Below are 24,472 nucleotides of genomic sequence, written 5' to 3'. Positions count from 1 at the left end.
CGTTCAGCGGTCAGCGGAAGACCAGCTCATCCTCCTGTTCGGGATTGAGCTCGATCTCGCCCTTCTCCGCGAGGTCGAGCGCGAGGTCGGTGATTACGCGGCGCGCTTCCAGCACGTCGCGCTGGTTCGACGGCTCGCCGATCGCAAGTTCGTGCTCGACGACGCGGCGAACGCGCGAGGCGACCGAGGACAGGATCATTTCGCGGAAATGCTTGTCGGTTCCCTTCAGCGCGATCACGATGCGGTCGGTCGGCACCTGATCAAAGATCATGGTGCGCGCCTTCGGCGTCAGGTGGATCACGTCGTCGAAGGTGAACAGCAGCTCCTTTAGCACTTCGGCGGACTTCGGCCGCTTCTCCGACAGGCTCTTCAGCATGTCCTCGATGTGGCCGCGCTCCATCTTGTTGATGATGTCGGCGACGCGGGCGTAGGTGTCTGCCCCGAGGTTGCGGGCGAAGTTCAGCGTCAGGTCCTCGTGCAGTGTCTTCTCGAGGACCTTCATGGCGTCGTCGACGATCGGCTTGAGGCTGAGCACGCGCCGCATCAGTTCGTTGCGCAGGCTCGACGGCAACTGGCTCATCACCTTGGCGGCGCAGGACGGCTTGACCTTGGACAGGATCAACGCCGCGGTCTGCGGATGCTCTTTGGAGAGGTAGGTCGCCAGCGAATTTTCCGACACCGACGAGACGCGGTCCCACACCGACCTGCTCGAGTTGCCGAGCAGGTCCGACATGATCGCCGAGACCTGGTCGGCGGGAAGCACGTCGCCAAGCACGGCCTCGAGCCCGCCGATCGTACCGAGGATGTTGGCGCCCATCGAGAACTGCTGGGCGAACTCCTCGACGATCGACTCCAGCTCCTGCGCCGTGATCGGCCGCAGCTCGGCCGCGGCCTTGGTGACGATGCGGATATCCTGCGGCTCGAACTGCTGGAGCACGCTCGCGGCCGCCTGGCGGCCCATGGCCAGCAGGAGCGCCGCGACCTTGTCCGTTCCGCGCAGCGTGGCAACGCCTCGCTGCTTGATGGGAGCGATACCGACCTGTGCCGCCATGGTCAGGTATCACCCTGCCCCAGTGGCCCGACGATCTCCGTGAGCGAGACGCCGAAGCGGGAATTGTCCTCTTCGACCACGACCACCTCGCCGCGGGCAACGACGCGGCCATTGACCACGACGTCGACGGGCTCGCCGACGCGGTGATCCAGCGGAACCACGGCGCCGCGGCCGAGCTTCATCAAGTTGGCCACCGGAATGGTCGCCGATCCCAGCACCACCTGCATGGTGACGGGAATGCGCAGGATCGCATCGACATTGGCGAACTTGCCGGTCTCCTCCGCGGTGCGCGCGGCGATTTCCGCCAGCCGCTCCAGCGGAGACGTTTCGGCATCTCCCGATGCAGATGCAGCTTCATAGTCGAAGGATTGCGCCATTTGGTCTCGCCTTTTGGTATTTCCACTCCCGGAGCGCCGCGACGTTCCGATGGTATTTGTTCTGTCAGTCCCGGTTTCAGTGCTTGTTCGCGTCAACGCCGTTCGTAGCCGCCACCGGCGCAAGCCCGCTTCGCGCGTCAAGCGCCGCGATCGCCTCGTGGGCCTGATCGATCTTCGTGCTCAGCACGCTGGCGAGCCGCCCGAGATTTGCGGTCGAGTCGTGCGCTGCGGTGATGACCGTGTCGAAGGCACCTGCCGTCTCGTGGACGATGGTCGAGAATTCGCCCTGGTAGCTGCGCAGCCGCGCCAGCTCGCGGTGCATCCGGGTCACCCGCATGCTGGTGAAACCCAGCGCGATCAGCAGCACGGCATCAACGAGATAGGATATCATCGACGAACTCCCGCTTCTGATCGACCGGATCTGCCACCTGCATGGCATAGTAGCCATCAAGCTGGCCGATCTGGCACCAGAACAGCACCTGGTTGTTGCTTTCGAGCCTAGCGAGCGTGCGCGGCGTGGCTTCGAGCTCGAGCACCTGCCCGACCTTGAATTTCACGACGTCCTCGAGGGATATCATCTTCTCGTCGAGCACCGCGCTCAACGTGACCTCGGTCCGGTGGACCTCGCTCTCCATCTGCTCGCGCCAGCGCGGATCGGCCGCGCGGCCGTCGCTGACGACGACATGGGCGAGCTTCTGCCGCAGCGGATTGAGCGCGGAGTGCGGAATGATCAGGAACATCTGGCCGCCGCGATAGAGCGCCTGCAACATGATGTTCGCGCAGATCGACATGTTGCCGCTGCGCCCAATCGCCAGCGAAGCCATCGCGGTTTCGACCCGCTCCACGCGGAAAGTGACGTTGGAGGTGCCGGCGAAGGAGGATTGCAGCGCCTTGGCAAACCGCTCGAACAGCGCCTGGACCAGACGGATCTCGATGTTCGAGAACGAGCGCTCGACGTCGAGCGGCGGTTCGGCGCCGTCGGAGCCGAACATCGCCTCCACCATGGTGAAAACGAAGTCGCGGTCGAGCACGATGATGATGCGGGAGTCCCATTGCTCGGCATAGAGCACGGCGGCGACCGCGTTGCCCTCGTAGTCCTTGACGATGTCGCCGACGCGGTCGTTGGTGATGCCATTGACCGAGAAGTAGCAAGGCGTTCCGGCGATCGGCTGGAGGCTGTCCGTGCACGATGCCGCCATGCGATCGAAGATCACATTGAGCATCGGCATGCGTTCGATCGAGATGCCGGCGGCGTCCAGCAGGTAGTTCGGCAGCTGCTTCCGCTGATCGACGTCGAGGTCTTCCGTCATCATGCGCGTGCAGCCTTCGGTTCGACCTCGGTCGCGACAGCCTTGGGCCCGGCGATCGTCTCATTCTCGACCACGTCGATCGACGGCCGTTCGCTGCTCGCGATCATCTTGCGGCCGTGCTCGACGGCGATCTGCGGCATGGCGCCGTTCATGAACGCCAACAGCGTCTGCTTGACGATGATGTAGGGCCGGCATTTCTTCTCGCGCGTCATCTTGATCTTCAGCGCGAACGGCGAAATGATGCCGTAGGACAGGAAGATACCAGCGAAGGTGCCGACCAGGGCCGCCCCGATGAAGCCGCCCAGCAGCTTCGGCGACTGGTCGAGCGCACCCATGGCCTTGATGACACCGAGCACGGCGGCGACGATGCCGAGCGCCGGTAGCGCCTCGGACACCACCACCAGCGCGTGGTAGGGTGTCAGCTTGCTCTTCACGATGGTGTGGATTTCCTCGTCCATCAGCGCTTCGATCTCATGCGTGCGGGCATTGCCCATGATGATGAGGCGCACATAATCGCAGATGAACTGGAGCAGCGACGCGTCGCCAAGCACGCTCGGGAACGCCTTGAATATCTCGGAGGACGATGGATCGTCGATATGGGCTTCCACCTCGTTGCGGCCCTTGCCCCGCAGCTCACGCATCAGGGCGTGGAGCGCTCCGAGCAGATCGAGATAGTAACGCTGACCGGGCACCGCGCCGGTGACGGCCTGCACGCACGCAAGCCCGGTATCCACGACCGTCTTCCACGGATTGGCCATAATGAAGGTGCCTGCCGCGGTGCCCATGATAATCACGAACTCCCACGGTTGCATCAGCACGCCCAGATGCCCGCCCATGGCGGCAAATCCGCCCAGCAGTGCCGCTACCGTGATGACAATCCCCACGAAACTGCCCAACGCGCCGCTCCATCGCCGATCCCACCGGGAATATCTAGTCGGCGACGCTTGCGCGAAGCTGGCTTCCCTGTCGCCAGCCCCGCGCAAGCAATTCGCGTCAACTTGGGATGATGTCGCAGAAGCGGCTAGAGGGGCGCGCGCCATGCTATCCACCATCGCGGACTACACCAGACTGACCAAGGACATGGGTAAGTCGATGACCCAGGTGGCGCAGGAGCCGGACGTCAGCCGCGACACCGACTACTTCCTGAGCCATATCGGCAACGTGAAGACGATCGACGACTTCCTGGGTGACTATCGGCTCTATTCCTATGCGATGAAGGCCTATGGCCTCAGCGACATGACATATGCCAAGGCGTTCATGCGGAAGGTATTGACCGAGGGCATCACGGACAAGGACGCCTTCGCCAACAAGCTGAGCGACACCCGCTACCGGGACTTCGCCACAGCCTTCAATTTCGCCGCCAACGGCGCCAACGCGACCTCGACCACCGCGGCCACGACCGGCACGGCCACCCAATACGTCACGCAGACGATGGAGCAGAACGCGGGCGACCAGAACGAGGGCCTGCGGCTTGCGCTCTATTTCACACGCAAGGCCTCCTCGATCACGAGCCCCTACCAGATCCTCGCCGACAAGGCCCTGACCCAGGTGGTGCAGACCGCAATGGGCTGGTCGTCGACCGTCAGCTCGGGCGACATCGACATGCAGGCCAAGATGATCACCGACAAGATCAATCTCACCGATTTCCAGGACCCGACCAAGGTCACCAAATTCGTGCAGCGCTTCGCGGCGATGTGGGATGCGAACCAGGCCCAGAGCGACACCTCGACCAATCCCGCGCTGGTCCTGATCGGCGGCGCCTCGACGTCGGTCGGCCTGGATACCGACATGCTCACGACGCTTCAGAACATCCGGTTCAACAGGTAAGTCATGCAATCGGCTCTCTATGTGGGATTGTCGGCGCAGGTCGCCCTCGAAAAGCGACTCCAGACGATCGCCAACAACGTCGCCAACGTCAACACGTCCGGCTTTCGCCCCGACGTGGTGAAGTTCGAGACCATACTGTCCAAAGCCGGTGCCAACCCGGTCGCGTTCTCCTCGCCCGGCGACAACATCATCTCGCGCGAGCAGGGCAATATCACCGAGAGCGGCAACCCGCTCGACGTCGCCGTGGTCGGACAGGGATTTATCGCCTTCGCCGGCCCGAACGGCACGGTTTATACCCGCGACGGTCGCCTCCAGATCGCCCCCAATGGCGACCTTCAGACGGTGTCGGGCTTCCCCGTCATCGATTCCGGCGGCGCGCAGCTGACGCTCGACCCCAACGGCGGCCCGGTCTCGATCTCGCGCGGCGGTGCGATTACCCAGGACAACAACGAGATCGGCACCATCGGCCTGTTCAACATTCCGGCTGACGCCAATCTCGACCGCTACGGCAATTCCGGCGTCACGCCCGACCGACCTGCGACCGCCATCGCGGATTTCTCCCGGGACGGCTTCAAGCAGGGTTATGTCGAGGGCTCCGGCGCCAATCCGATGATGGAATTGACGAAGCTGATGTCGGCCTCGCGCGCCTTCGACGGCACCAATTCGATGATCGAAGGCACCGAGAGCGAGCTCAACAATGCAATCCGGACGCTGGGCGATCCCAGCAAGTAGACTGCGCGTCGCGCGTAATTTGGGTGGACAGTTTCCTTGAACGCTCTTCGGCAACTTGAGTGGGCGCTGCTCGAGCTCCAGCAGAGCACGCCGCTGGCTAGCATCAGCGGCGCGATCTCCGAGATCGCGCCGACGCATTTCCGCGTCTCCGGCCTGTCGCGTTTCGTCAGGCTCGGCGAGCTGATCGGCGTCAATACGGCCGGCAAGGCCCAGATCGGCGAGGTGGTCCGGATCGATAGCGAGGGCATCGTCGCAAAGCCGTTCGACCGGCAGTTCGCCGGCGGCCTCGGCTCGGTCGCCTACCGGATGCCGGCTTTGACGTTCGCGCCGGATCCGAGCTGGAAGGGCCGCGTCATCAACGCGCTCGGCACGCCGCTCGACGGACAGGGCCCGCTCACGCCGGGATCGCGGCCCGTCTCGGCCGAGACCGAGGCGCCGCCGGCGATGAAGCGCGCGCGCGTCCACAAGCCGCTGCGCACCGGCGTCCGCGTCATCGATCTGTTCGCGCCGATCTGCGCCGGCCAGCGCGTCGGCATCTTTGCCGGCTCCGGCGTCGGCAAATCGACGCTGCTTGCAATGCTCGCCCGCAGCCAGGGTTTTGACACCGTCGTGCTGGCACTCGTCGGCGAGCGCGGCCGTGAGGTGCGCGAGTTCATCGAGGACGTGCTGGGCAACGACCGCCACCGCTCCGTCACCATCGTATCGACGGGAGATGAAAGTCCGATGATGCGGCGGCTGGCGCCGAAGACGGCAATGGCCGTCGCCGAATATTTTCGCGACCGCGGCGAATCGGTCCTGCTCGTGGTCGATTCGATCACCCGCTTCGCCCATGCGGCCCGCGAGGTCGCGCTTGCCGCCGGCGAGCCCGCGGTCGCGCGCGGCTATGCACCGACGGTCTTCACCGACCTGCCCCGCCTCCTGGAGCGTGCCGGGCCCGGCGAGGAGGGATCCGGGACCATCACCGGCATCTTCTCCGTGCTGGTGGACGGCGACGACCACAACGAGCCGGTCGCCGATACCATCCGCAGCACGCTCGACGGTCACATCGTGCTCTCCAGGCACATCGCCGACCAGGCGCGCTATCCGGCCGTGGATGTGCTGGCCTCGGTCTCCCGCCTCGCCCATAACGTCTGGGACCCCGAGGAGCGCGAATTAGTGAGCAAATTGCGCACTCTGATGGCCAAATACGAGGACACGCGCGACCTTCGCCTGATGGGCGGATATCAGTCGGGCCGTGATTCGGGCCTCGACCAGGCGGTCGACATGGTCCCGCGAATATACAACGCAATGCGGCAAGACGCCTCAGCCCCTCCGAGCGCCGATCCGTTCCGCGAGCTGAGAGACATGCTCAAGGGCGACTAGCCGGGCGAGACGGCACGCGACGCGCGCGTGCGCATCCTGAGTCTCGCGCAACGCATGTCGTCGCGATGCGCTGCCCGCGTACGCGTTTGGTTGCCGCCAATGTTCGCCACGCGAATCTCAGCCGTTCGGATGAGCAAATCGGCATCGTCGTGGAAAACGATGCGGGGACCATACTCCGAAGATAACGCCACAACAACCGCCGCGTGTAATCCTACCAAGTTCTCTTGACGTTTTCCGAAGCAGATCGCGCAAGTTGTGGATGACTTTCGCGATCTACATCGCCTTTCATGCACAAGCTTCGATCAACTTGCATCAACGAAGGACAGCATATGCGTGCATATCGAACCGTCGTAGAGTTGCGTGCGTCTAGCCTGCTAGATCGCGTATTGCGTTCACCATCACGTGTCCCGAGGAACGAGATGGTCTTGAACGTTACATTCGTTCGCAACGACATCAGTCTCGAAGAAGTGTCTCTACTTGATTTTGTTGAGAAGCTCATCCATCGTTTCGGCGGAAGATAAGAAACGTCTGCTTATGACTTGAACTCAGGGGCTGCGGTTGAACAATTCCGATCCATCGTCCGGTCGTGACGGCAATTCGGGCTTTCGTTCGACGACGCTGCGGTTGGCGCACCATCGGAGCCGCCGTTTCTCGCGGGATATCCTGCAGTGCCCATCAGTCCAAGTCGGGTGCCTTGCAGTCCATGCTTTCGAGCAGGCGCGGGAGATAACGTTCTCACTGCACAGCTCCAGCTGCCTGGCGTTTCTCGACGGATTCGCGAGCCAGAACGGAAAGCGGCTTCGGGGCGCCGCAGACGTGATTCCCGGGGCGAGGTAGGAAATTCATGCCGTTGGCACGCGAAGCAGTCGAGCTGCTGGTTCAGGCGGCCAGAGCCTGGTATTTCGAAGGCAATCAACACGGATTGCGCGATCGGGAGTGGATGGCGCTGCGTTTTCTCGGACGCGCCAACCGCTTCTCGCGGACGCCGTCCGCTCTGGCCGGTTTCATCGGCGCCACGAGGGCGACCGCATCGCAGATCGTGAAGACGCTGGAGAGCAAGTCCTTTCTGGTCCGAAAGCCGTCGCATGAGGACAAGCGCTCCGTCGTGCTCGACGTCACCCCACAGGGTGAGAAATGCCTGAACCAGCATGATCCGATCAATCATGTGGTGAATGCGGTTACGGCGCTCGGCACCGAGGAATGCATCGGGCTGCGCGACTCGCTCCGGAAGGTCCTCAATCACCTCGACGCGGCCCATCAGAGGCTTGATGCCAGCATCTGCCGGGACTGCATGTTCCTGGCCGAGCGCGGCCCTGGCACCGGCAAGGGGCGGACGACGGCCGAGTTCATGTGTCGGCTGTATCGCGCTCCGGTCTCGCTCGCGGAAACCGAGCTCCTCTGCACAAGTTTCGAGCGCACCCGCGATCGCCCGAAGATCGAGGAGCACCTCGACCGCGCGCGCGTGGCGAGCCAGGGCTAAGGCAGCGCGCAATTTCCGGGTGAATAGCGCTGGCGACGCTTGCCGGATATTTCGCGGCCGCGTCATTCTTTGAGAGGCGGATGAGCAAGATCCGCGATGCTCTGACGTCGTCCTGGCGAAGCCAGGATCCATTGCCCCAAGAGAATGTTGTTGCAGCAAGCTCGGGCCGCGTGGTGTTTTCATCTCGGAATTCGGTGGTAATGAGTCCTGGCTTTCTCCAGAACGACGATGGGGAGGCATGTTTGCACTGCTTCCAAATCGTCATTGCGAGCGGAGCGAAACAATCCAAAATCCCTCCGCGGAAAGACTCTGGATTGCTTCGCTGCGCTCGCAATGACGGAGCAAGGTGCATAGGCGTCATCCTTCAACTCGCATCTCAACTTGCAGACGCGGTTTCGCATTCCCGCGGCTCAATTCGCCCGAGTTCTGCTTCATCGCTCCCCCCTCTTATCCAAGAGGGCGCAGGGAAGGCCGGGTGCCGGCTGGCACCCACGGTCCGCTGTGCGAAGGCACATGCAGAAAAACTGCACAGCGGCATACAGGTGAAGCCGAACACACGGCCTTCCCTGCGCAGTGGGTTGACGGCTTATGCCGTGCTCTCCCGGGAGCCGAGTTCGTTCTGGCCTCCCTCGCCCCCGCGAAATTCGCGGACACCACGCCGGTTGACGCGAATGCCGCCTCCGCAAGAGCTTGACCGTAGCAACGACGGCCAGGACCACACGTCTATATTTTGGCATTCGGTGAAACACGCCGAAACTAACAATGCCCTTTAAAATAAGGGCTTTTCGACTACCCTGATGCGGGCTGTTTCAGCGGGCTCACCAAAATAAGGGCCCGGCCCTGAGCCGCACGACAAACTGAAAGCCCCAAAGCCGAGCCCTTTGGTCTCAAGCCTTAGGAGCCGACACCACATGGATACTACCATTGTTCCCTCCCCTGTCAGCAAGCGGGGCCGCAACAGCAGCGTCATCTTGACCGACCGCATGTGCGAGAAGCGAGTCGCCAAGCGGACCAAGTTCTACGACCGCAAATGCCCTGGCCTGTACGTCAGCATCACCGCGGCCGGGGTGGCGACCTTCTCGTTCAAGTTCACCGACCGACAGACCGGCAAGCAGCGCACCGGCTGGCTCGGCGTCTACAATCCGGAGACCTTCTCGGTGGAGGACGCCCGCAGCAAGGTCTACGGCCTCAGGGCCATGGGTGGGGACGCCCTCGCCGAAACCTTCCGAGACCAGAAGACCGCAAGGGCGAAGCGCGGAAAGACCGTCGCCGAGATCATCGACGAGCGCATCGCGTGGATGAAGACGCTGGTCAAGAAACCGGATGGCGAGATGCGGCCGCGATTGGAAAGCTGGGAGAACACGGCAAGCCACCTCAACCGCTTCGTTCGGCCTCGCCTTGGCAAGAAGCTGGCCATGGAAGTCACCAAGCACGACATCGCGACGCTGTCGAACGACATCGTCGCTGGCACGTTCGGCAAGCCCTCCGTCAGCAACGCGCGTCATATGCGCAAGGCAGCCTCCGGCTTGTTCAACTGGGCGGCGGAAGCCGGTCGCGACTATGTAACGGCCAGCCCCTGCGTCAACCTGCCGAAGCTCGACCCCGAGCATCCGCGCACACGGGTTCTCTCAGAAGACGAGATCAAGACCTTCTGGCACGGCCTCGACCGCGAGGATCTTCCTTGGGACCGCCGGACACGGCTAGCGCTCAAGTTCGAGTTGGTCACCATGCTGCGCTCGCGCGAATTGCTTGGTGCGCACCGCGACGAACTGTTCGACCTAGACGGCGAGCATCCGCGCTTCGACGTACCTCTCAAGCGGGTCAAGAAGCGGCGCGTGATCCAGCAGCCGTTGTCCGATCTGGCGGTCGAGATCATCAAGGAAGCGCTCGTCTCCGATGATCAGCAGTTCGTTTTCGAAAGCCCCATGTACAAAGGCCAGCCAATCCACCGCAAGGCGATGGCCGACGCGCTCCGCGGCACCAAGCATGAGACGAACAAGGACAAAACCAAGACCGCCGGTCTTTGCGAGTTGCTCGGCGTCAAGCCGTTCACGCCGCACGATCTCCGCCGGACGGCAGCGACTTTAGCCGGCGACCTCGGCTTCGACGATGCGTGGATCGCGAAGTGCCTTGATCACGCGGCGAGCAAGAAGTCGGAGCAGATCGTCCCAACCGTTACGGGCAAGGTCTACAACCACTCGAAGCGGATAAAGGAAAAGCGCGCGGTGCTGGACGGCGTCGCGATGGAGCTGCGGCGGATCATCGGCAAACCTATGGTGAAGGTCCTGGAACAAAGTGGGCCACGGCCCGCTGCCCCGATCAACTGCATCATCCAGCCCGGTCCCGGCTACCGTTGACCGGGCGCTCCCCCTGCGCATGAAATGTCAGGTGACAAAAAGCGTAGATAAATCAATGGTCTGCGGATCGAGTGTCGTCATTTGTGTCGCGATCCGATGAGCGACCCGTAGCTGTGCATAACTTCCCGCTTCGAACGCATGCAGGCCTTAGTTGCAGCCTGTCTTAGCCCCTCATTTGTCATTGTCTTTTCGCGTGCCCAGCGTCGCAGGGACGCGCGCTGGTGCGCTCGATGAGCTGAGCGCGTCCTCGATGCGCAATGGGGCAGACGACGCTCTACGACGCGGCCCTGTGCGGCGTTGGCGCCAAGTGGCATCAGTTCAAACCAAAGCGAGCGGTCTGCGCTGTGGTTGGCGCCAGGACAAACCGCGCTAAGCGGGCGCAGATGGAACAGCAGCTTGGACGCCAGCAAGTGCAGCTTGCAGCGCCGCTTCCTTGGTATGGTCGAGAGACGTTTTCAGGACAGTGCCGCCTTCGCCCTTGAGCCCTTCAAGTACTTTGTCGGCGGTGACCTTGCGAACCAAGACGAACAGCGCTGCGGTGTCGGGCTGGATTGCGGCAGCGGTATCCTTCATAAATTTGTCGTTGATGCCGACATCCGTCAAATATCCGCCGAGCGTGCCAGAGGCGGCGCCGAGCGCCGCGCCAACCAGCGGCATCAAGAAGATCAGTCCTATCAGCGATCCCCAAAAGGCGCCACCAACCGCACCGGCGGCGGTGGTATTGATCAATTGATTGAGCTTGACGTTTCCCTTGGCGTCTTTGACGGCGATTACCGCATCGCCCAGTTCGATTAAGTACTCCTTCTGCATTGCGAGCAACTTCTGGCGAACCTCTTCCGCTTTCGCTTCGGTCGGGAATGCGATCACGATTAGATCACTCATGGCAGTTCTCCGTTGCGGTGCTTGGAATGCTGAAAGAACACCCGGGGACGTGATTGATTTAGATCAACCTGCCGCCATGTGTCGTCGACTTGCTGACCAGCAGAAGGCGCAAGCGCAAGTGGCTGGGATTTCTCAAAAGCGGGCCACTTTGCTGTCGAACATCGCTCGAAGCTTCAGCGCACTAGCAAGCCAACTTGAAATGCTGGCCGACGACGTGGCGGAGCAATCTAGACGAGGACAAAGCTAGTGGAGAACGCCAACTGAGCCGATGCGGTCCCGCCCTCGGCTGGGCTTGGGGGCTCGAAGGCCAAGGACGGGTATCCACCGCATCGATCCGTTGATCAACGGCGTGCCGATCATGAAGCGAGACCCCGCGAGGGACCATTGTCCCTTGGGGCAGCGGTGTTGCCGACCCTTGGGAAATTTACCTGTGGTGTGTTTCAGTCAAGCGCCACCTGGGGCCGAAAGAACGACGGCACTTGTGCGCATCGACGATGAGCTTTGGACGCATCTACGGATTGATCACTTGTTCTCCCCGGAGAACTACCGTGTCCAAAAGCAGAACAGCACGTGCAGAGCAGTTCGGCTCGCATAGGCTCATGCGGCTGGCGCGTGCAGTTCCGTCTGCCCGACCTTCCGCCAGAAGCTACTCTGTGCGGATGGGGCGAGACTTGTGGTTTAAGTTCTGGGTGGGCGTGCTCGGGCTTACGCCCGTCATCCTGACGGTCATCGTTCTATTCTGGCGCTAATTGCCTTGCGCCGTCGCCTGTCCGCGCCGTGACGGTGATGCGCGTGCCGCTCGCGTCACGTCGGCACAAAAAAGCCGTCACCGCGGACTTGGGGGTGCCGAAACGATGACGGCCTCTTGCTGCTCACGCACGTAACGCTGTGTCCTACAGAGATGGACGAGACCGATGGTGCTCGCGGTCGATTAACGATCCGCTAACGGCGAGAGACCCGCGCAGCGGATGATAGTGTACTCGATGCTGACACGGTCGCGACCTGGGTGTCGCGCTCAACGTCGCTCACGTCGCCACGCCTGCGATGACGCTGCGGGGGACTGCGGGGCTTCAAGTTACTTTGGGGCGCAGAGCGGGTGCCGGGTACGCGCGACGGCAGTTACCCTGCATATTTGACCCGGATAAAAACGGAATTGCATAGTTCCAGAACGCGCGGCGAATGCGCTCGTAGCCTTAGTAAATGAACATCGATTGAGTGCTTGTAGTGCATCCGCGCCAATGCAACCATTGGATACTAATATCAGGTCGGATCGCGCCTAAGAGCGCGAAACATAGGTAGTGGAGCAGTGCTTGTGCGCGGCAAAGCAGACCGGGCGTCTCGTCCCAATTTGCTCGGTGATCTCGATATCCCGAGCGGCTTGAGCGCGTCCGTCGGAATAAGTGAGTTTACCTACAGGAAAGGCCAGGAAGTCTACAGCGAAAACGATCCGGCCGAGTACGTCTATCAAGTGCGAAAGGGGGCCGTGCGCCGCTACAAGCTCCTCTCAGACGGCCGCCGTCAGATCGGAGCATTCCACTTGAGTGGTGACATTTTTGGGTTGGAAAACGCTCTCGTCCACCGGCTTAGCGCGGAAGCGGTAGTCGAGACGAGCGTTCGATTGTTCAAGCGGCAAAGCCTTGAGAATGGAGCCGAGACCGACGCCAACGTCTTTCACAGACTGCTCAGCATGACGACCAAGAACTTGCGGCACGCCGAAGACCACATGCTTTTATTGGGTCGCAAGTCATCGGTTGAAAAAGTAGCTGCCTTCCTGCTTGAGATGGACGGGAGGCTGACCAGCGCTGGACTGTTGTCGTTGCCGATGGGCCGTCGCGATATTGCCGACTACCTTGGCCTGACGCTTGAAACTGTGTCCCGCGCCGTAAATCAACTTCAGAGAGAGGCCGTGCTGAAGTTCATCGGAAAAACTCATCGGGAGATCGTGATCCTGGATCGCCTGCGGCTGTCGAGTTTCGATATACCAGGCTAAGCATGGTCGGAAGCCGCGACGTCGCCATATCTGGAGCGGACACACGTCTGTTGTGCCCAGTGCTCGATGCGCCCGCAAAAGATCACCTTCGGCCAGATGCGCTCCAGCGGCGTGCGGGGCGTGTTGATCTATTGCGCCAACTACAGATGCGGCAACCACATCGAGATGATGGCGGCAGGGGAAGCCGGAGGCGGGGTGGGGTATCGCTGATGCGTGGTCCGCCCGCTTCTTCGACCGGATCATTCCGTCCCTGTCGCGCTGTAGAATGAACCATCTCAAATCTGATGCATTTCGTCTATGCGCGTCAGCGTGTGGACGCCCTGATCAGAGTTGGATACGAACCGCCCATGAAGGTGTCCGACAGCACTGACGCTCGAACCGCCATGCAGTATTTGATCTGGGCACTCGAACATATCGAGCGGACCGGCAGCCCAGAAGCCGCCCGCCATGCCCGCCTTGCGATGGAGGCGCTGCGCGACGGAGCCGACCCTTCAAGCTGAGGCCGATGCGCCCGCGATCCAGTCGCGCGCCCGTGACGGTGCCGCGCGACCGCAAAAGACCACAGAAATTCAGGGTTTCCTGACAGGACGCCCGTCGCGATGATGATGCTGGGGCGCGAGAAGTCGGGGTCACGGTAGCAGCCTCAGAAGCGTTGTTCACGACAATCCAACTGCGCGTAGCGGACAAGAAAAAGCCCCGGACGATGCCGGGGCTTAAGTTCGCTGGAGATTGGAGAGAGATCAGTAGTGGGCGCCGTAGCCGCCAAAGCGATAGTTCACTCGCAAGGTGATCATGTCCACATCCTGACCGACCCGGTCGTTGAGTACGGCCGCGAGACGCGGATCGACCACAGAGAAGGAATTGTTGGCGTGTCCCATGAACAGATGGTCGTATTCAGCACCGACCGACCAGTTAGGAGTAAAGCCATACTCAAAGCCCACACCCACGGTGCCGCCCCAGCGCGTGCTGCTTGCTGAGACGAGGCCGATCCCGGTGCCGTTGTCGAATATAGTAAAGCGATTTCCGGTTACAGCCGCGCCGCCCTTGACATAGAGGAGGGCCGAATTCCACGCCCAACCGAGTTGGCCGGTGAAAAGACCGATGGCGTCGGTTTTCGCCGTGGTCGAGAGCGTCGGATTGAGCAGGCTCACGCGTGTGTTCTTGAGGTCGGCCCAATCGCCTTGCGCCTCCAGTCCGAACACAAACTGATTACTTTGCCAGCGATACCCGATTTGCCCGCCAGCAATGCCTCCGGAACCATCGCCGCAACCGCTTGCAACTGTTCCGACCGCAGTGACAAAATCCACGCAGTTATGGCTTTGGCCCCAACCGCCGTTGGCGCCGATGTAGAAACCAGTCCAGTCATAGATCGGGGCAACCATCGGCGGTGGCGCCTTGGTGTAGGGACGTGCCGCCAAATCAGCCGCCGACGCGGGGGCGGATAAACTTATGGCCAACATCCCGGCCGCGGCAATCAAAAGCTGCGTTTTCATTTCGAGAAATCTCCCCAGAAAGAAGTTCGATAAAGGCGCAACGCCCACCTGCGCAATGGATGCTATCTAATTCGCTGCCTATTGATGTAGCCAAGCCGCAACACTCAGCTCAGATGTTCAGTAGCAATTCTTTATTTCTGTTAGCACTTACGGGGAACCGAATGCCCGCAAACGTGAAGAAGGAGCCACATGCCGCCCCTCGGCTCACGGAGCACTGCAGACAGCCAGCTACTTCGCAGCGGAATGACGAGTGGATTAACTGCCCGGGAAAGTTGCTTGTTCAGGTATCAAAGCGATGGCGCCACCGCTGACCAACAACTTTGTCCGCGACGGTGGCCGCTTTATGCAGATCTACGCTTAGTCGTCATCATCCTCGGGTTCCATGCGATTTTCAATCGCATCGCGTATTCCCCGCATGGCTGCGTATGTCGCGAAGGCCATCCTTTTCTTCTGATCCGCGGTTAGCGTTTTATAAAGCGGCTCCCACGCGTCGGCGAGTTTTTTAAGGTCGGCTGCACGTTGACCCAGCATCTCCGCTCGGCCCTGCATAAGCTCAACCGGATTGCGTTCACCAAGCACTTCCAGGGGGCCGGAGTCGCGCAGTTGTGCCAACCGTTCCAACCGCGCTTGTCGGCTCTTCGCTCTTGCGCGTATAGCTTCTTCAATGGCCGGCCAGTATTGTTCCTGATCAGATGTGAGTTGCAAAGCAGCCTTGATTATGCCGACGCGCGCATCCGTCAAGGCCTTCAGGTCCGTGGCGCTAAGATGCGGCGTTCCGACAGTGGAAGACATCTCCGCTGCTTGGGCAAAAGGAGATGCCGTTAAAAGAATTGCAGTTATCGCAACGGCTATTTTATCGATCATCATCGCAAGCTCCTAGGTTTGGTATTGTTGCCAGCGCGTGCGAACGCGTCGTCAGGAAGGAAGGTGACCAGCAGCTGCTGAAGCGAGGAGAATTGAACGCAACATTGGCGTGCTCCTTCTTTGACGCCGCTGTCCGAAGCGTCGCGCTCTGAAGCTTCCCATGCTTGACCTAGATCAAACCTCGCCGTTCATCCATGCGAACGGCCGTAACGGTCGCGCACTCTCGTGTAATGGTACTTTCTAGGGCCCGCATCAGGTCTACGGCTTTCTGACGACCGCACCGAACGCGCTGGTCGAGCCGATCCACCCGAAAGCCATGCCGGTGATCCTGACGACCGATGAGGAGCGCGATGTTTGGCTGCGTGCGCCGTGGGACGAGGCGAAGGCGTTGCAGCGGCCGTTGATGGATGACTCGCTCAGGATCGTCATGTGCGGGGCCGACAAAGAGGATCGGGTCGTATCCTGATGCCAGTCCGGTTTCGTGCCGGCCTTCGGCTTTCACGCGCTGCCGTCTCGCCGCGACCATCTCCACGAGCGCCGCCCCAACGACGGTCGTCGGCCCGCATTAACAAATAATTGGCTCAAACTCACAAGATGCTCGCGCGCTTTTCGTCTAGCGGATTTCGGTTGACCTTCACCCGCAGGCCAAAACGAGAGAAACCGTTGCACGTCTTTTTTAGTTGTGCGTCCTGCGAGGCCGTTTATCGCGCCGCGCACGAAAAAAAGCTGACATATCTGCGCGACCTCTTCGTTTGCAAAAGCTGCAACGCCAAGGTCCATCGTTGGTGGGGTAGCCGATACAGTTTCCCGGATTGGATGGGACCAATCGACACATTTGAAATGCCGCAATAGAATGGCGATCTCGCCGCCATGCCTCCAAACGATGCTGCTCCACGACCTCCCGCGTGCGAGAAATGCGAGCGCGAGATGATACCGCTCGAAAAACTGCCGCGGGTCGGCAATCGTAAATGCTGCCGGTGCCCTTAGATCTTCCGTTCGGGGGAGACCTGTAAACATCGGCGACCGAACTTATAATTTCGTCTTTACCGGCGACCCAATCGCGCAACCGGGTGGCCGCTTCGATCTCGTGACTGACCCGGCCGGCCTGGTCTCGAACTGGTGCGGTGCAACGATCGTCGCCAAGACCTGGGTTGCGTTCTAGCGAGCTGGCTCGTTCATGGGTCCGCGCCTCTCACTGGCTATCTTCGGACCAAGGGCCCACCCCCCACGGCAGCTGAAGCCGCATCTCGTTTCGATCATGGAACCCTCGATACCACCACGAATTCTTTGATCTAGATCAATTTTGGATCTGGGTCAGCGGCGTTCGATTTAGAACGTGGCAACCAACCAAAAGGCGCGCGTGCATGCGTCCGTTCAGAACGCTCTACCTCCCAGCCGTCTTGAGTGCACTGCTCTTCGGTCAGCCCGCGCTCAGCCAGACTAGCGACCAGACCGCTCAGCCTGCCGCGGCAGCGCCTTCGGAACTGGCGGCGACGCTCAAGCCGGCCGATCTGGATGGACTGGTTGCGCCTATTGCACTTTATCCTGACACGCTTCTGGCGAACGTGCTGATGGCCGCCACGTATCCGCTCGAGGTCGTCAAGGCCGAGCGATGGCTGAAAGACAACGGCAAACTGAACGGCGACGAGCTCAAGGCCGCTGCCGAGAAGCAGAGCTGGGACTCCAGCGTGAAGGCGCTGATTGCCACACCTTCGGTGCTGCAGATGATGAACGAGCGGCTCGAGTGGACGCAGAAGCTTGGCGAAGCATTCCTCGCCCAGCAGCAGGACGTGATGGACGCCGTGCAACGACTGCGCTCCAGGGCCTATGACAGGAAGAAGCTATCGACAACCAGGGAACAGGTCGTGACGGTGCGGCAGGAGCAAAACAGGTCCGCCATCTACATCGAGCCTGCGGTGCCCGACTCAATTTACGTCCCCTATTATGAACCGTCCGTGATGTTTGGGGATTGGCCCTACGCCGACTCTCCTGCCTACCCCTATTACTGGGGATACCCCGGCTACATCGCCGCCGGCGTCATCGCCACGGGTATCGCATTCGGCGCAGCCTATGGGTTGGGCCGCTGGGCCTCAGGTGGTGGATACTGGGGCGGTGGCGGCTATTGGGGTGGCAGCCGCGTGAACTGGGGCGGTGGGGCCATCGATATCAATCGCGGCGCCCGCGTCGAACATTGGCAGCACAATCCGGCGCATCGTCAGGGTGCGCGCTATAACAATTCGAACCTGCAGCAGAGGTTTGGCAATGCCAACCAGCGTCCGGGCGGCGGCCGCCAGGGGATAGGCCAGGGACAGAACCGGCCTAACGCCGGCCGGGGAGCAAACCGGCCTCAGGTCGGCCATCACGGCCAACGCGCTGATCGTGGAAGGCAGGCGCGAGGCGGAAGAACGTCTGCCGGCAACCGGCAAGCGGTCAACAGAAACCGTGGATCTGCCGGACGCAGCGCGCGGTCGGGGCGCGTGGCGCCGCGACCTGCTTCGCGAGCCGGGCGTTCCCGACCGTCCGCCGGACGATATGCAGGCGGGGGACATCGTGCTGTCGGATCTCGGGGTGGCGCAAGCTTCCGCGGCGGCGGTGGCGGCGGATACCGCGGCGGCGCTCGCGGCGGTGGAGGCCGTGGCGGCGGAGGTGGAGGTCGTGGCGGCGGTGGACGCCGTTCGGACTTCAACCTCAAGCACGATATCGTGCTGCTCGGCCATTTGGAGAACGGGCTCGGCTACTACCGCTTCACCTATAACGGCGGCCACAAAGCGTATGTCGGAGTCGTGGCGCAAGAGGTCGAAACGCTTCGGCCCGACGTGGTCGACCGCGGGCGTGATGGCTATCTTCGGGTCCACTACGACAGGCTTGGCTTGCAATTCCGAACCTACGACAATTGGGCCGCAGCTGGAGCGAAAATGCCCAGGTTAAAATGACCGAGCGGCCCCGCACAGGAGACCGATCTTGCTCGATGCCGCTAGCGCATCCGTCCGATCGATGATGGCACCTTCTCGCGCAGCGACTTCCATATGACCCGGCCGGCGACATCTACCACTGCCTGGGTGGAAAGCGGCTTGGGACGAGCGGCACCGGGCACGAGGGCAAAACCCTTCTGTATCGCGCCAGCAAGCTCGACTGCGATGGATGTCCGCTCAAACCTCAGTGCTGCCCAAAGGAGCCATCGCGCAAGATCCCGCGAGACATCCATGAGAATGCCCGAGACGTCGCCCGGTCGTTCGCTGGCACCGAGAGCTTTGAGCGGTCCCGCCGCGAGCCCAAGAAGGTCGAGATTCAGTTCGCGCATTTGAAGCGCATCCTGAGGCTTGGTCGGCTTCGGCTTCTTGGCCCACGAGGCGCCCAGGATGAGTTTGTTCTGGCTGCCATCGCTCAGCATCTGAGGCGCCTCGCTTCGCTGGTTGCGCGACCACCACCTGCTCAGACCCTGTGTATCGCGTAGCGTAGGATTGAGAGCGTCAGGGTCGGCGGACCAAAACCGATCGACCCTTAGCGAATGGCCCAACGACATCCACCGGTTACAGCCGACTTTTGTAACAAAATCGGCGAATAGAAGACATGAGCCAAAACGTTGTCACCACCGTTCCGAAGAACGCGAACCATTCCTGCCTTATGGTTGCGGCGCAGGAATTGGAAGAATGCTCGTTATCTTCCAAGCATCACCGGTCTTCACCAGCACTTGATTCATCAGAAAGCGTGCCGGCTGGGCAGTCTGCCCGGCCGGAGAAATCATAAACGTTATTGGCACGTAGAGTTGCGCCACTCCCGGCTGCAATTCGATTACCTTCAGTTCGTCCATCTTCGGGTCGAGCGACCAAGTGCCTTGGTACAGCGCCTCGAAACGCTTGATTGCCGTGTCGTGGCCCCAGATAGGCGCGCCACGCGTGATCCATAAAAATTGCGCTGAATCCTGCAACAGCGCCTCAACCTCCTTGAGATCGTGAGCGTTTTGTGCCGCAACAAACCTTGTGAAAAGAGCTTTCACTTCGTCTTCGCTGCCCGCGCGGACTACACCAGGCATCGCCAGCAGCAAGGATAAAACAAGAAAAGAAAAATGCCTTCGTGCACGGACGATCATGGTCGCCTCCTCCAAGAACACGGCGGAATAATGCGTTCGCAGTTGAAAGATGTGACCCAGCCAGGATCAAGATACCAAATAGACTACGTGACGTGGCCGGTCAGCAAGACTGCCGCTGCCGCGCTACGAGCACAAGGAGTCCGCTTTTACTCTAACCAGAAGCGGGAGAGTTTGAAGCCCTGTCGCTTCATAAGTAACATCAGGGGGCATTAGACTGCAGCGGCTGGCCTTTGTTAGCGTATTGGAAACCGAGAGCCTTCGCTGGCTGTGTCGGGCTCGCGTTTCTAAAGTTGTGGACTTCGCCCGGCATCTCCGCGTATGCCTCGCCTGCCTTGAAGGTCTGCGGCGGCTTTCCATCGACCTCGTAGATCACTGCGCCCTCAAGCACATACACGAATCTCGGCGTTGGGTGTGAATGTCGGCCGGTAGACGAGTTTGGCGGAATGTCAGCAACCCAGACGCTCATGTCCTTCTCCATTTCCGGAAGGGCAGTCTTGAGAAGGTCGGTCCGCTTGATCGCGGTTGCTTGTTGTCCCACGGTGATTTGACCGCCGATCAGAAACAAAGCTGTGCCAAGGACGGTCCCAGACAAAATGGCTCGCCACATACCGGGGCTCCCATTTGTTTTAGGCTAGGCGGAACGGGTCGCGACCGAACAATTGTACGATACGAGTACAAGTATGCCAAGTCTGCTACGGGTCAAAACCCGGAAGTCGCGGCCGGTCTGCGCCACTTCCGGTTTACCCTCGACAACGGACGTCAGCCACGGCAACCGCCATTTCTGAAAAGGGCCATGTGTGGACGGCTCCGGGTTGGCAAGAAGAATCTTCACTTTGCGGCGTTGGTCGGAGCGGCCATGTGTTCGGCCTGTTTGCGCGGTTCACTTGACCGCTGGCCATAATGCCCTCCGCGGATCAGGTCCCGGTCAATAGCACGCATTCGAAGATGCCATGGCCCATGTGGGTTGTCCTGATCGCCGGATCGACCGGCGCTGCATTACGTGCTGTTCGCCCTCCCAACCGTTACGTCACACCGGATGTCCGGCGCGATAGGTTACGCCGCGAGCGCGACGGGCTCCCTGTAGCGCTCACCCCTGGCCATCATGGCCCATGCCATCCGGGCAATCTTGTTGGCGAGCGCGATCGCAGCAACCTTGGTGGGTCGGCGCGTCAGCAGTCTCGTGAGCCAGGGCCGATGCCCCGTGCCATGGATCTTGGCATAGCGGATCACGGCGAGTGCGCCTGCGGTGAACAGGCTGCGCAAATAGCGATCGCCTTGCTTGCTGATACTGCCAAGCTTGTCCTTGCCCCCGCTCGAGTTCTGCTTCGGCACGAGCCCAACCCAGGCCGAGAAGTCCCGTCCCGATCGGAAGGCGTTGGCATCGGCAACACTCGCGACCAGCGCCGTTGCCAGCGCCGGCCCGACGCCGGGGATCGCGTCCAGCCGTTGGCTCGTCGCGCTTGATCGATGCCAGGCGATGATGCGTCGGTCGAACTCCAGTATTTGGGCCTTCAGGGCCCGCAATTGGCTGCCGAGAGCCGCAAGACACGCGCGGGCCACCTCTGAGAGCCGGCGGTCAGCTGTATCGGCGACGACTTCCAGCAACTGCTCGACACCCCTACGCCCGACGGGGGCGACAATCCCGAACTCGGCAAGATAGGCGCGAATTGAATTGATGACGGCAGTCTGCTGGCGGATGCAGAGATGGCGCGCTCGATGAAGCATCAGACAGCTCTGTTGCTCGACCGTCTTGGTCGGCACGAACCGCATGTTGGGCCTCGTGACCGCCTCGCAAATTGCCTCCGCGTCCGTGGTGTCGTTCTTCTGCCGCTTGACGTAAGGCTTCACATAGGCCGGAGGCATCAACCGTACCGTATGCCCTAACGCCTGTAACTCGCGAGACCAATGGTGCGATGATGCGCAAGCCTCGATCCCCACCAGACAGGGCGGCAGCTTCTGAAAAAACGCCAGCACGTGGCGGCGCTTCAACTGACGGCGCATGACCACTTGGCCGGCTGCATCAACGCCGTGTACTTGGAAGACCAACTTCGCGATATCCAGACCGATTGTCGAAATTGACTGCATAGCTTGCTCCTCCGAATCGTGGGAGCCTCAAAATGGCGCCCACTCCTTGGCGCTCTCGCGCCGGTGGAGGAGCCGTCCACAGCATCAATTGCGGAAGTGGATTGCTCCGTTGTAAATTCAAACGGACTTGGTCACGGCGCATTTCAATTCAGATGGAAAAGAGAAGGCAATTACTTTCCGAGCTGGCCGCTCGCCTTGTCGTGGCGTCGCCAGATCGGACGTTCCGCGTGGCCATCGACGGGGTTGATGGGGCCGGAAAGACCACATTCGCCGATGAACTCGGAAGCCTCGTCGCGGCCAAGGGGCGGTCTGTCATTCGAGCATCTATAGACGGATTTCATAATCCCAAGGCGGACAGATATCGGCGGGGGCGGCATTCACCGGAAGGCTTTTTCGAGGACTCTTACAACTACTCAGCATTGAAGCGATACCTGCTAGACCCACTAAGCCCCGGCGGTTCTCGCCGGTATCGTCGAGCATTCTTCGACCATGTGACGGACGACATCGTGCCTGCCGATGATCTGGAGGCACTGCCGTCTTCCGTCTTGCTGATAGACGGCATCTTTTTGCATCGGCCGAACTGCTCGCCTACTGGGACGCTTCGGTCTTCCTCAGAACGGACTTTGCTGTGTCCGTTGCCCGGTGCGCTTCGCGAGATGGCTCATCACCCGACCCTACCGCTCCATCGAACCGACGATACGTTGAGGGACAGCGGCTTTGTCTTCGGAGCTGCCAACCAGAAGCGAAGGCCACAATCGTAGTTGATTACAACGACCTTTCAGCTCCCTCGATCGTCATCTGAGCACCGACAAGGTCGGCTATGGGTCTTGGTTGCGTGATAACGCGCTGGCGCGGTCCACGATCCGGTCCAATGTAGTCCGACACTGCCGATTTGAGCATTTTTTCCTGTTGGACGATCAGGGGCTGCCTCTGAGCCATTGTGGGGAGTGTTGGGAAGGTCTGGTTCAAGATCGGCACGTAATGGGGTCTCCACGCTCACACCCTGATCGCTGCCAGCAATGCCCTTGTACCAACGATATTCATGACGCGCGTCAGATTGTAGGCGAGCACGCTGAGCGCCATCTCGCTCGCGACCTTCGGCAGCGTCTTCATCAGGAAGTGCGTCGCGCCCATCCGCATCTTGAGCGTACCGAAAGGATGCTCAACCGTCTCGCGCCAGCGGCGCATGGCCTGGGGATCTTGATCCAGCCGCTGCTGCACGGTTTCGAGAACGTGCTCGTGCTCCCATCGCGTGATCCGGCGTTCTTTGGCTGTGGTGCACTGATCTTTAATTGCGCAGGTCTTGCAGGCATTCGTCCAGTAGCGGTGCATCTTCTGCCCGTGTTCCTCGTTGGCATAGTGGAATTTGAGCTTCTCGCCGGCGGGGCAGCGATAGACATCCTCCACCGGCATATAAATGAAGTCCTGCTTGCCGAAGCGGCCTTCCGACTTCGCGCCCGAGGTCATCGGTTTGGGCAACGTCACGCAGATGCCCGCCTGCTCGCAGGCCAGGATCTCCTCGCCATTGAAGTAGCCGCGGTCGGCAACGGCATCGAGTTTATCGACTTGCAGGACAACCTTGGCCCCCCCCGCCACGTTCGCAAGTTGTGCGCGATCCGAGCCAGTATTTGTCACCTCGTGCGTTACGATCAGATGGTTCACGGTGTCGACCGCGACCTGCACATTGTAGCCGACGACGCCCGAGCCCCGCCCACTCGTTGCCATCGAGCGGCTGTCGGGATCAGTGAGCGAGATTTGGCCGTCAGGCGAGGCCAACATTTGCTTCTCGTAGGCTTCGAGCTTGCCCATTTCCTCTTTCAGTTTGTCGAGCTTCTCCCTGAGCCGCGTCGTCTTGAGCACGAGCACGTCGGACGGTTCCTGTCGATCCGCCGTATCGAGCTGGGAGAGATACCGCGCCACACTCTCCTCGAGCTGCGCGCGCCGGCGATCGATCTTCCCTCGTGTAAAATTACGATCCCGATTATTGACCGCTTTGAACTTGCTGCCGTCGATCGCGACACTCGCCTTCGCCAGCAGGCCCATCTGGCGACAGAGATTGACGAACCTCGCGCACACCCTGCGGATCGCCGCGCCATTGTCCTTACGGAAATCGGCAATCACCTTGTCGTCGGGAACCAGCCGTCTGAGTAGCCACATGACTTCCAGGTTACGGCCGGCCTCGCGCTCAAGCCGGCGACTCGACTGCACCCGGTTGAGATAGCCGTAGATGTATAGCTTCAGAAGAGCCGAGGGGTGGTAGGCAGGCCGGCCTGTCGCTGCAGGCTCGACGCCTTCGAAGCCGAGAGCGGCCAGATCGAGCGAGTCGACAAAGCAATCAATCACACGAACGGAATTGCTCTCCTCGACCCACTCATCGAGGCATTCCGGCAACAGCGTCGATTGTCCGCGATCGGCACCCTCAACGAAGCGCTTCATGAATTGCCCCCGCAAATCACCAAGCGAATCATAGCAGACAGCCCGTTTTCACGCAGCCAGGGTCAAAAGCGGCGATCCCGCTCGGACTGAACTATGTCCGGGTAAACCCAGCGAGCCGACCTGCGGATGGACCATG

20 protein-coding genes and 2 pseudogenes are annotated in these 24,472 nt (G+C 60.9%); 10 read left to right on the top strand and 12 right to left on the bottom strand.

Features of this window, described 5'->3' with window-relative positions; all coding sequences use genetic code 11:
• Window positions 1-10 precede the first annotated feature (10 nt).
• The 5 genes from ACPPVR_RS08875 to motA all read right to left on the bottom strand — a co-directional run bounded on the left by ACPPVR_RS08875 (window position 11) and on the right by motA (window position 3,634).
• Entirely contained in the window at window positions 11-1,051 is a 1,041-nt protein-coding gene (locus tag ACPPVR_RS08875; protein WP_426613847.1) for a flagellar motor switch protein FliG, read from the bottom strand.
• A gap of 2 nt (window positions 1,052-1,053) precedes the next feature.
• A complete protein-coding gene (gene fliN / locus ACPPVR_RS08870) occupies window positions 1,054-1,428 on the bottom strand; it encodes a flagellar motor switch protein FliN (RefSeq protein ID WP_426613846.1) in 375 nt (124 codons plus the stop codon).
• A 76-nt stretch (window positions 1,429-1,504) separates the two neighbouring features.
• Window positions 1,505-1,819: a hypothetical protein gene (locus tag ACPPVR_RS08865; RefSeq protein WP_426613845.1), complete on the bottom strand. Its 315-nt coding sequence runs from the start codon at window positions 1,817-1,819 to the stop codon at window positions 1,505-1,507.
• Entirely contained in the window at window positions 1,800-2,741 is a 942-nt protein-coding gene (locus ACPPVR_RS08860) for a flagellar motor switch protein FliM (protein ID WP_426613844.1), read from the bottom strand. Before ACPPVR_RS08860 ends, ACPPVR_RS08865 begins: the two co-directional genes overlap by 20 nt.
• Window positions 2,738-3,634, bottom strand: coding sequence for a flagellar motor stator protein MotA (motA, locus tag ACPPVR_RS08855; RefSeq protein WP_426613843.1), 897 nt, complete (start codon window positions 3,632-3,634; stop codon window positions 2,738-2,740). Before motA ends, ACPPVR_RS08860 begins: the two co-directional genes overlap by 4 nt.
• Before the next feature lie 142 nt (window positions 3,635-3,776).
• On the opposite strand from motA, the gene ACPPVR_RS08850 reads away from it, so the two are divergent.
• From ACPPVR_RS08850 to ACPPVR_RS08830, 5 genes are all read left to right on the top strand, one after another.
• The gene (locus ACPPVR_RS08850) at window positions 3,777-4,565 is read left to right on the top strand and encodes a DUF1217 domain-containing protein (RefSeq protein WP_426613842.1); all 789 of its coding nucleotides are present in this window, start codon (window positions 3,777-3,779) and stop codon (window positions 4,563-4,565) included.
• A gap of 3 nt (window positions 4,566-4,568) precedes the next feature.
• Entirely contained in the window at window positions 4,569-5,297 is a 729-nt protein-coding gene (flgF, locus tag ACPPVR_RS08845) for a flagellar basal-body rod protein FlgF (protein WP_426613841.1), read from the top strand.
• A 36-nt stretch (window positions 5,298-5,333) separates the two neighbouring features.
• The gene (gene fliI, locus ACPPVR_RS08840; protein ID WP_426613840.1) at window positions 5,334-6,659 is read left to right on the top strand and encodes a flagellar protein export ATPase FliI; all 1,326 of its coding nucleotides are present in this window, start codon (window positions 5,334-5,336) and stop codon (window positions 6,657-6,659) included.
• An 844-nt stretch (window positions 6,660-7,503) separates the two neighbouring features.
• Window positions 7,504-8,139: a MarR family winged helix-turn-helix transcriptional regulator gene (locus ACPPVR_RS08835; RefSeq protein ID WP_426613839.1), complete on the top strand. Its 636-nt coding sequence runs from the start codon at window positions 7,504-7,506 to the stop codon at window positions 8,137-8,139.
• A 911-nt stretch (window positions 8,140-9,050) separates the two neighbouring features.
• Window positions 9,051-10,496: a tyrosine-type recombinase/integrase gene (locus ACPPVR_RS08830; protein ID WP_426613838.1), complete on the top strand. Its 1,446-nt coding sequence runs from the start codon at window positions 9,051-9,053 to the stop codon at window positions 10,494-10,496.
• 369 nt (window positions 10,497-10,865) lie between these two features.
• Here ACPPVR_RS08830 and ACPPVR_RS08825 read toward each other — a convergent pair whose 3' ends face one another.
• The gene (locus ACPPVR_RS08825; protein ID WP_426613837.1) at window positions 10,866-11,378 is read right to left on the bottom strand and encodes a DUF1269 domain-containing protein; all 513 of its coding nucleotides are present in this window, start codon (window positions 11,376-11,378) and stop codon (window positions 10,866-10,868) included.
• A gap of 1,306 nt (window positions 11,379-12,684) precedes the next feature.
• On the opposite strand from ACPPVR_RS08825, the gene ACPPVR_RS08820 reads away from it, so the two are divergent.
• Complete coding sequence (locus ACPPVR_RS08820) at window positions 12,685-13,368, top strand: helix-turn-helix domain-containing protein (RefSeq protein ID WP_426613836.1); 684 nt, start codon at window positions 12,685-12,687, stop codon at window positions 13,366-13,368.
• Between the two features lie 347 nt (window positions 13,369-13,715).
• Window positions 13,716-13,868 (top strand): hypothetical protein, encoded by a 153-nt coding sequence (locus ACPPVR_RS08815; protein ID WP_426613835.1) that lies wholly within the window; start codon window positions 13,716-13,718, stop codon window positions 13,866-13,868.
• A 240-nt stretch (window positions 13,869-14,108) separates the two neighbouring features.
• On the opposite strand, the gene ACPPVR_RS08810 is transcribed toward ACPPVR_RS08815, so the two are convergent.
• Together ACPPVR_RS08810 and ACPPVR_RS08805 are read right to left on the bottom strand one after the other, a co-directional pair.
• Window positions 14,109-14,861, bottom strand: a complete 753-nt coding sequence (locus tag ACPPVR_RS08810; protein ID WP_426613834.1) for an outer membrane protein — start codon at window positions 14,859-14,861, stop codon at window positions 14,109-14,111.
• 357 nt (window positions 14,862-15,218) lie between these two features.
• A complete protein-coding gene (locus ACPPVR_RS08805) occupies window positions 15,219-15,728 on the bottom strand; it encodes a Spy/CpxP family protein refolding chaperone (protein WP_426613833.1) in 510 nt (169 codons plus the stop codon).
• 241 nt (window positions 15,729-15,969) lie between these two features.
• Here ACPPVR_RS08805 and ACPPVR_RS08800 point away from each other — a divergent pair.
• The 3 genes and pseudogenes from ACPPVR_RS08800 to ACPPVR_RS08790 form a co-directional block, all read left to right on the top strand.
• Window positions 15,970-16,191: pseudogene (locus ACPPVR_RS08800) on the top strand (SOS response-associated peptidase); the annotation flags it as partial.
• A gap of 898 nt (window positions 16,192-17,089) precedes the next feature.
• Window positions 17,090-18,658 carry a DUF3300 domain-containing protein gene (locus tag ACPPVR_RS08795; RefSeq protein WP_426613832.1) on the top strand — a complete coding sequence of 523 codons (1,569 nt, stop codon included), beginning with the start codon at window positions 17,090-17,092 and terminating at the stop codon, window positions 18,656-18,658.
• A 176-nt stretch (window positions 18,659-18,834) separates the two neighbouring features.
• Window positions 18,835-19,179: pseudogene (locus ACPPVR_RS08790) on the top strand (transposase); the annotation flags it as partial.
• A gap of 168 nt (window positions 19,180-19,347) precedes the next feature.
• Here the strand turns inward: ACPPVR_RS08790 and ACPPVR_RS08785 are convergent.
• The 4 genes from ACPPVR_RS08785 to ACPPVR_RS08770 all read right to left on the bottom strand — a co-directional run bounded on the left by ACPPVR_RS08785 (window position 19,348) and on the right by ACPPVR_RS08770 (window position 24,336).
• On the bottom strand, window positions 19,348-19,815 hold the full coding sequence (locus ACPPVR_RS08785) for a nuclear transport factor 2 family protein (protein WP_426613831.1): 468 nt from the start codon (window positions 19,813-19,815) through the stop codon (window positions 19,348-19,350).
• 199 nt (window positions 19,816-20,014) lie between these two features.
• Window positions 20,015-20,422: a cupin domain-containing protein gene (locus ACPPVR_RS08780; protein ID WP_426613830.1), complete on the bottom strand. Its 408-nt coding sequence runs from the start codon at window positions 20,420-20,422 to the stop codon at window positions 20,015-20,017.
• A 446-nt stretch (window positions 20,423-20,868) separates the two neighbouring features.
• A complete protein-coding gene (locus ACPPVR_RS08775; protein ID WP_426613829.1) occupies window positions 20,869-21,900 on the bottom strand; it encodes an IS110 family transposase in 1,032 nt (343 codons plus the stop codon).
• Window positions 21,901-22,896: 996 nt separating this feature from the next.
• A complete protein-coding gene (locus tag ACPPVR_RS08770; protein WP_426613828.1) occupies window positions 22,897-24,336 on the bottom strand; it encodes an IS1182 family transposase in 1,440 nt (479 codons plus the stop codon).
• Window positions 24,337-24,472 lie beyond the last annotated feature (136 nt).

It is taken from the genome of Bradyrhizobium sp. McL0616 (assembly GCF_049993385.1).
GTDB lineage: Bacteria > Pseudomonadota > Alphaproteobacteria > Rhizobiales > Xanthobacteraceae > Bradyrhizobium.
The sequence above is the reverse complement of the archived record's forward strand: the minus strand, read 5'-3'. Positions and strand labels throughout refer to the sequence as shown.

Coding starts and splice junctions, on each gene's coding strand:
- ACPPVR_RS08875 (WP_426613847.1), bottom strand. CDS start 1,051: ATGGCGGCACAGGTCGGTATCGCTCCCATCAAGCAGCGAGGCGTTGCC.
- fliN (WP_426613846.1), bottom strand. CDS start 1,428: ATGGCGCAATCCTTCGACTATGAAGCTGCATCTGCATCGGGAGATGCC.
- ACPPVR_RS08865 (WP_426613845.1), bottom strand. CDS start 1,819: ATGATATCCTATCTCGTTGATGCCGTGCTGCTGATCGCGCTGGGTTTC.
- ACPPVR_RS08860 (WP_426613844.1), bottom strand. CDS start 2,741: ATGATGACGGAAGACCTCGACGTCGATCAGCGGAAGCAGCTGCCGAAC.
- ACPPVR_RS08850 (WP_426613842.1), top strand. CDS start 3,777: ATGCTATCCACCATCGCGGACTACACCAGACTGACCAAGGACATGGGT.
- flgF (WP_426613841.1), top strand. CDS start 4,569: ATGCAATCGGCTCTCTATGTGGGATTGTCGGCGCAGGTCGCCCTCGAA.
- ACPPVR_RS08835 (WP_426613839.1), top strand. CDS start 7,504: ATGCCGTTGGCACGCGAAGCAGTCGAGCTGCTGGTTCAGGCGGCCAGA.
- ACPPVR_RS08830 (WP_426613838.1), top strand. CDS start 9,051: ATGGATACTACCATTGTTCCCTCCCCTGTCAGCAAGCGGGGCCGCAAC.
- ACPPVR_RS08825 (WP_426613837.1), bottom strand. CDS start 11,378: ATGAGTGATCTAATCGTGATCGCATTCCCGACCGAAGCGAAAGCGGAA.
- ACPPVR_RS08815 (WP_426613835.1), top strand. CDS start 13,716: ATGAAGGTGTCCGACAGCACTGACGCTCGAACCGCCATGCAGTATTTG.
- ACPPVR_RS08810 (WP_426613834.1), bottom strand. CDS start 14,861: ATGAAAACGCAGCTTTTGATTGCCGCGGCCGGGATGTTGGCCATAAGT.
- ACPPVR_RS08805 (WP_426613833.1), bottom strand. CDS start 15,728: ATGATGATCGATAAAATAGCCGTTGCGATAACTGCAATTCTTTTAACG.
- ACPPVR_RS08795 (WP_426613832.1), top strand. CDS start 17,090: ATGCGTCCGTTCAGAACGCTCTACCTCCCAGCCGTCTTGAGTGCACTG.
- ACPPVR_RS08785 (WP_426613831.1), bottom strand. CDS start 19,815: ATGATCGTCCGTGCACGAAGGCATTTTTCTTTTCTTGTTTTATCCTTG.
- ACPPVR_RS08780 (WP_426613830.1), bottom strand. CDS start 20,422: ATGTGGCGAGCCATTTTGTCTGGGACCGTCCTTGGCACAGCTTTGTTT.
- ACPPVR_RS08775 (WP_426613829.1), bottom strand. CDS start 21,900: ATGCAGTCAATTTCGACAATCGGTCTGGATATCGCGAAGTTGGTCTTC.
- ACPPVR_RS08770 (WP_426613828.1), bottom strand. CDS start 24,336: ATGAAGCGCTTCGTTGAGGGTGCCGATCGCGGACAATCGACGCTGTTG.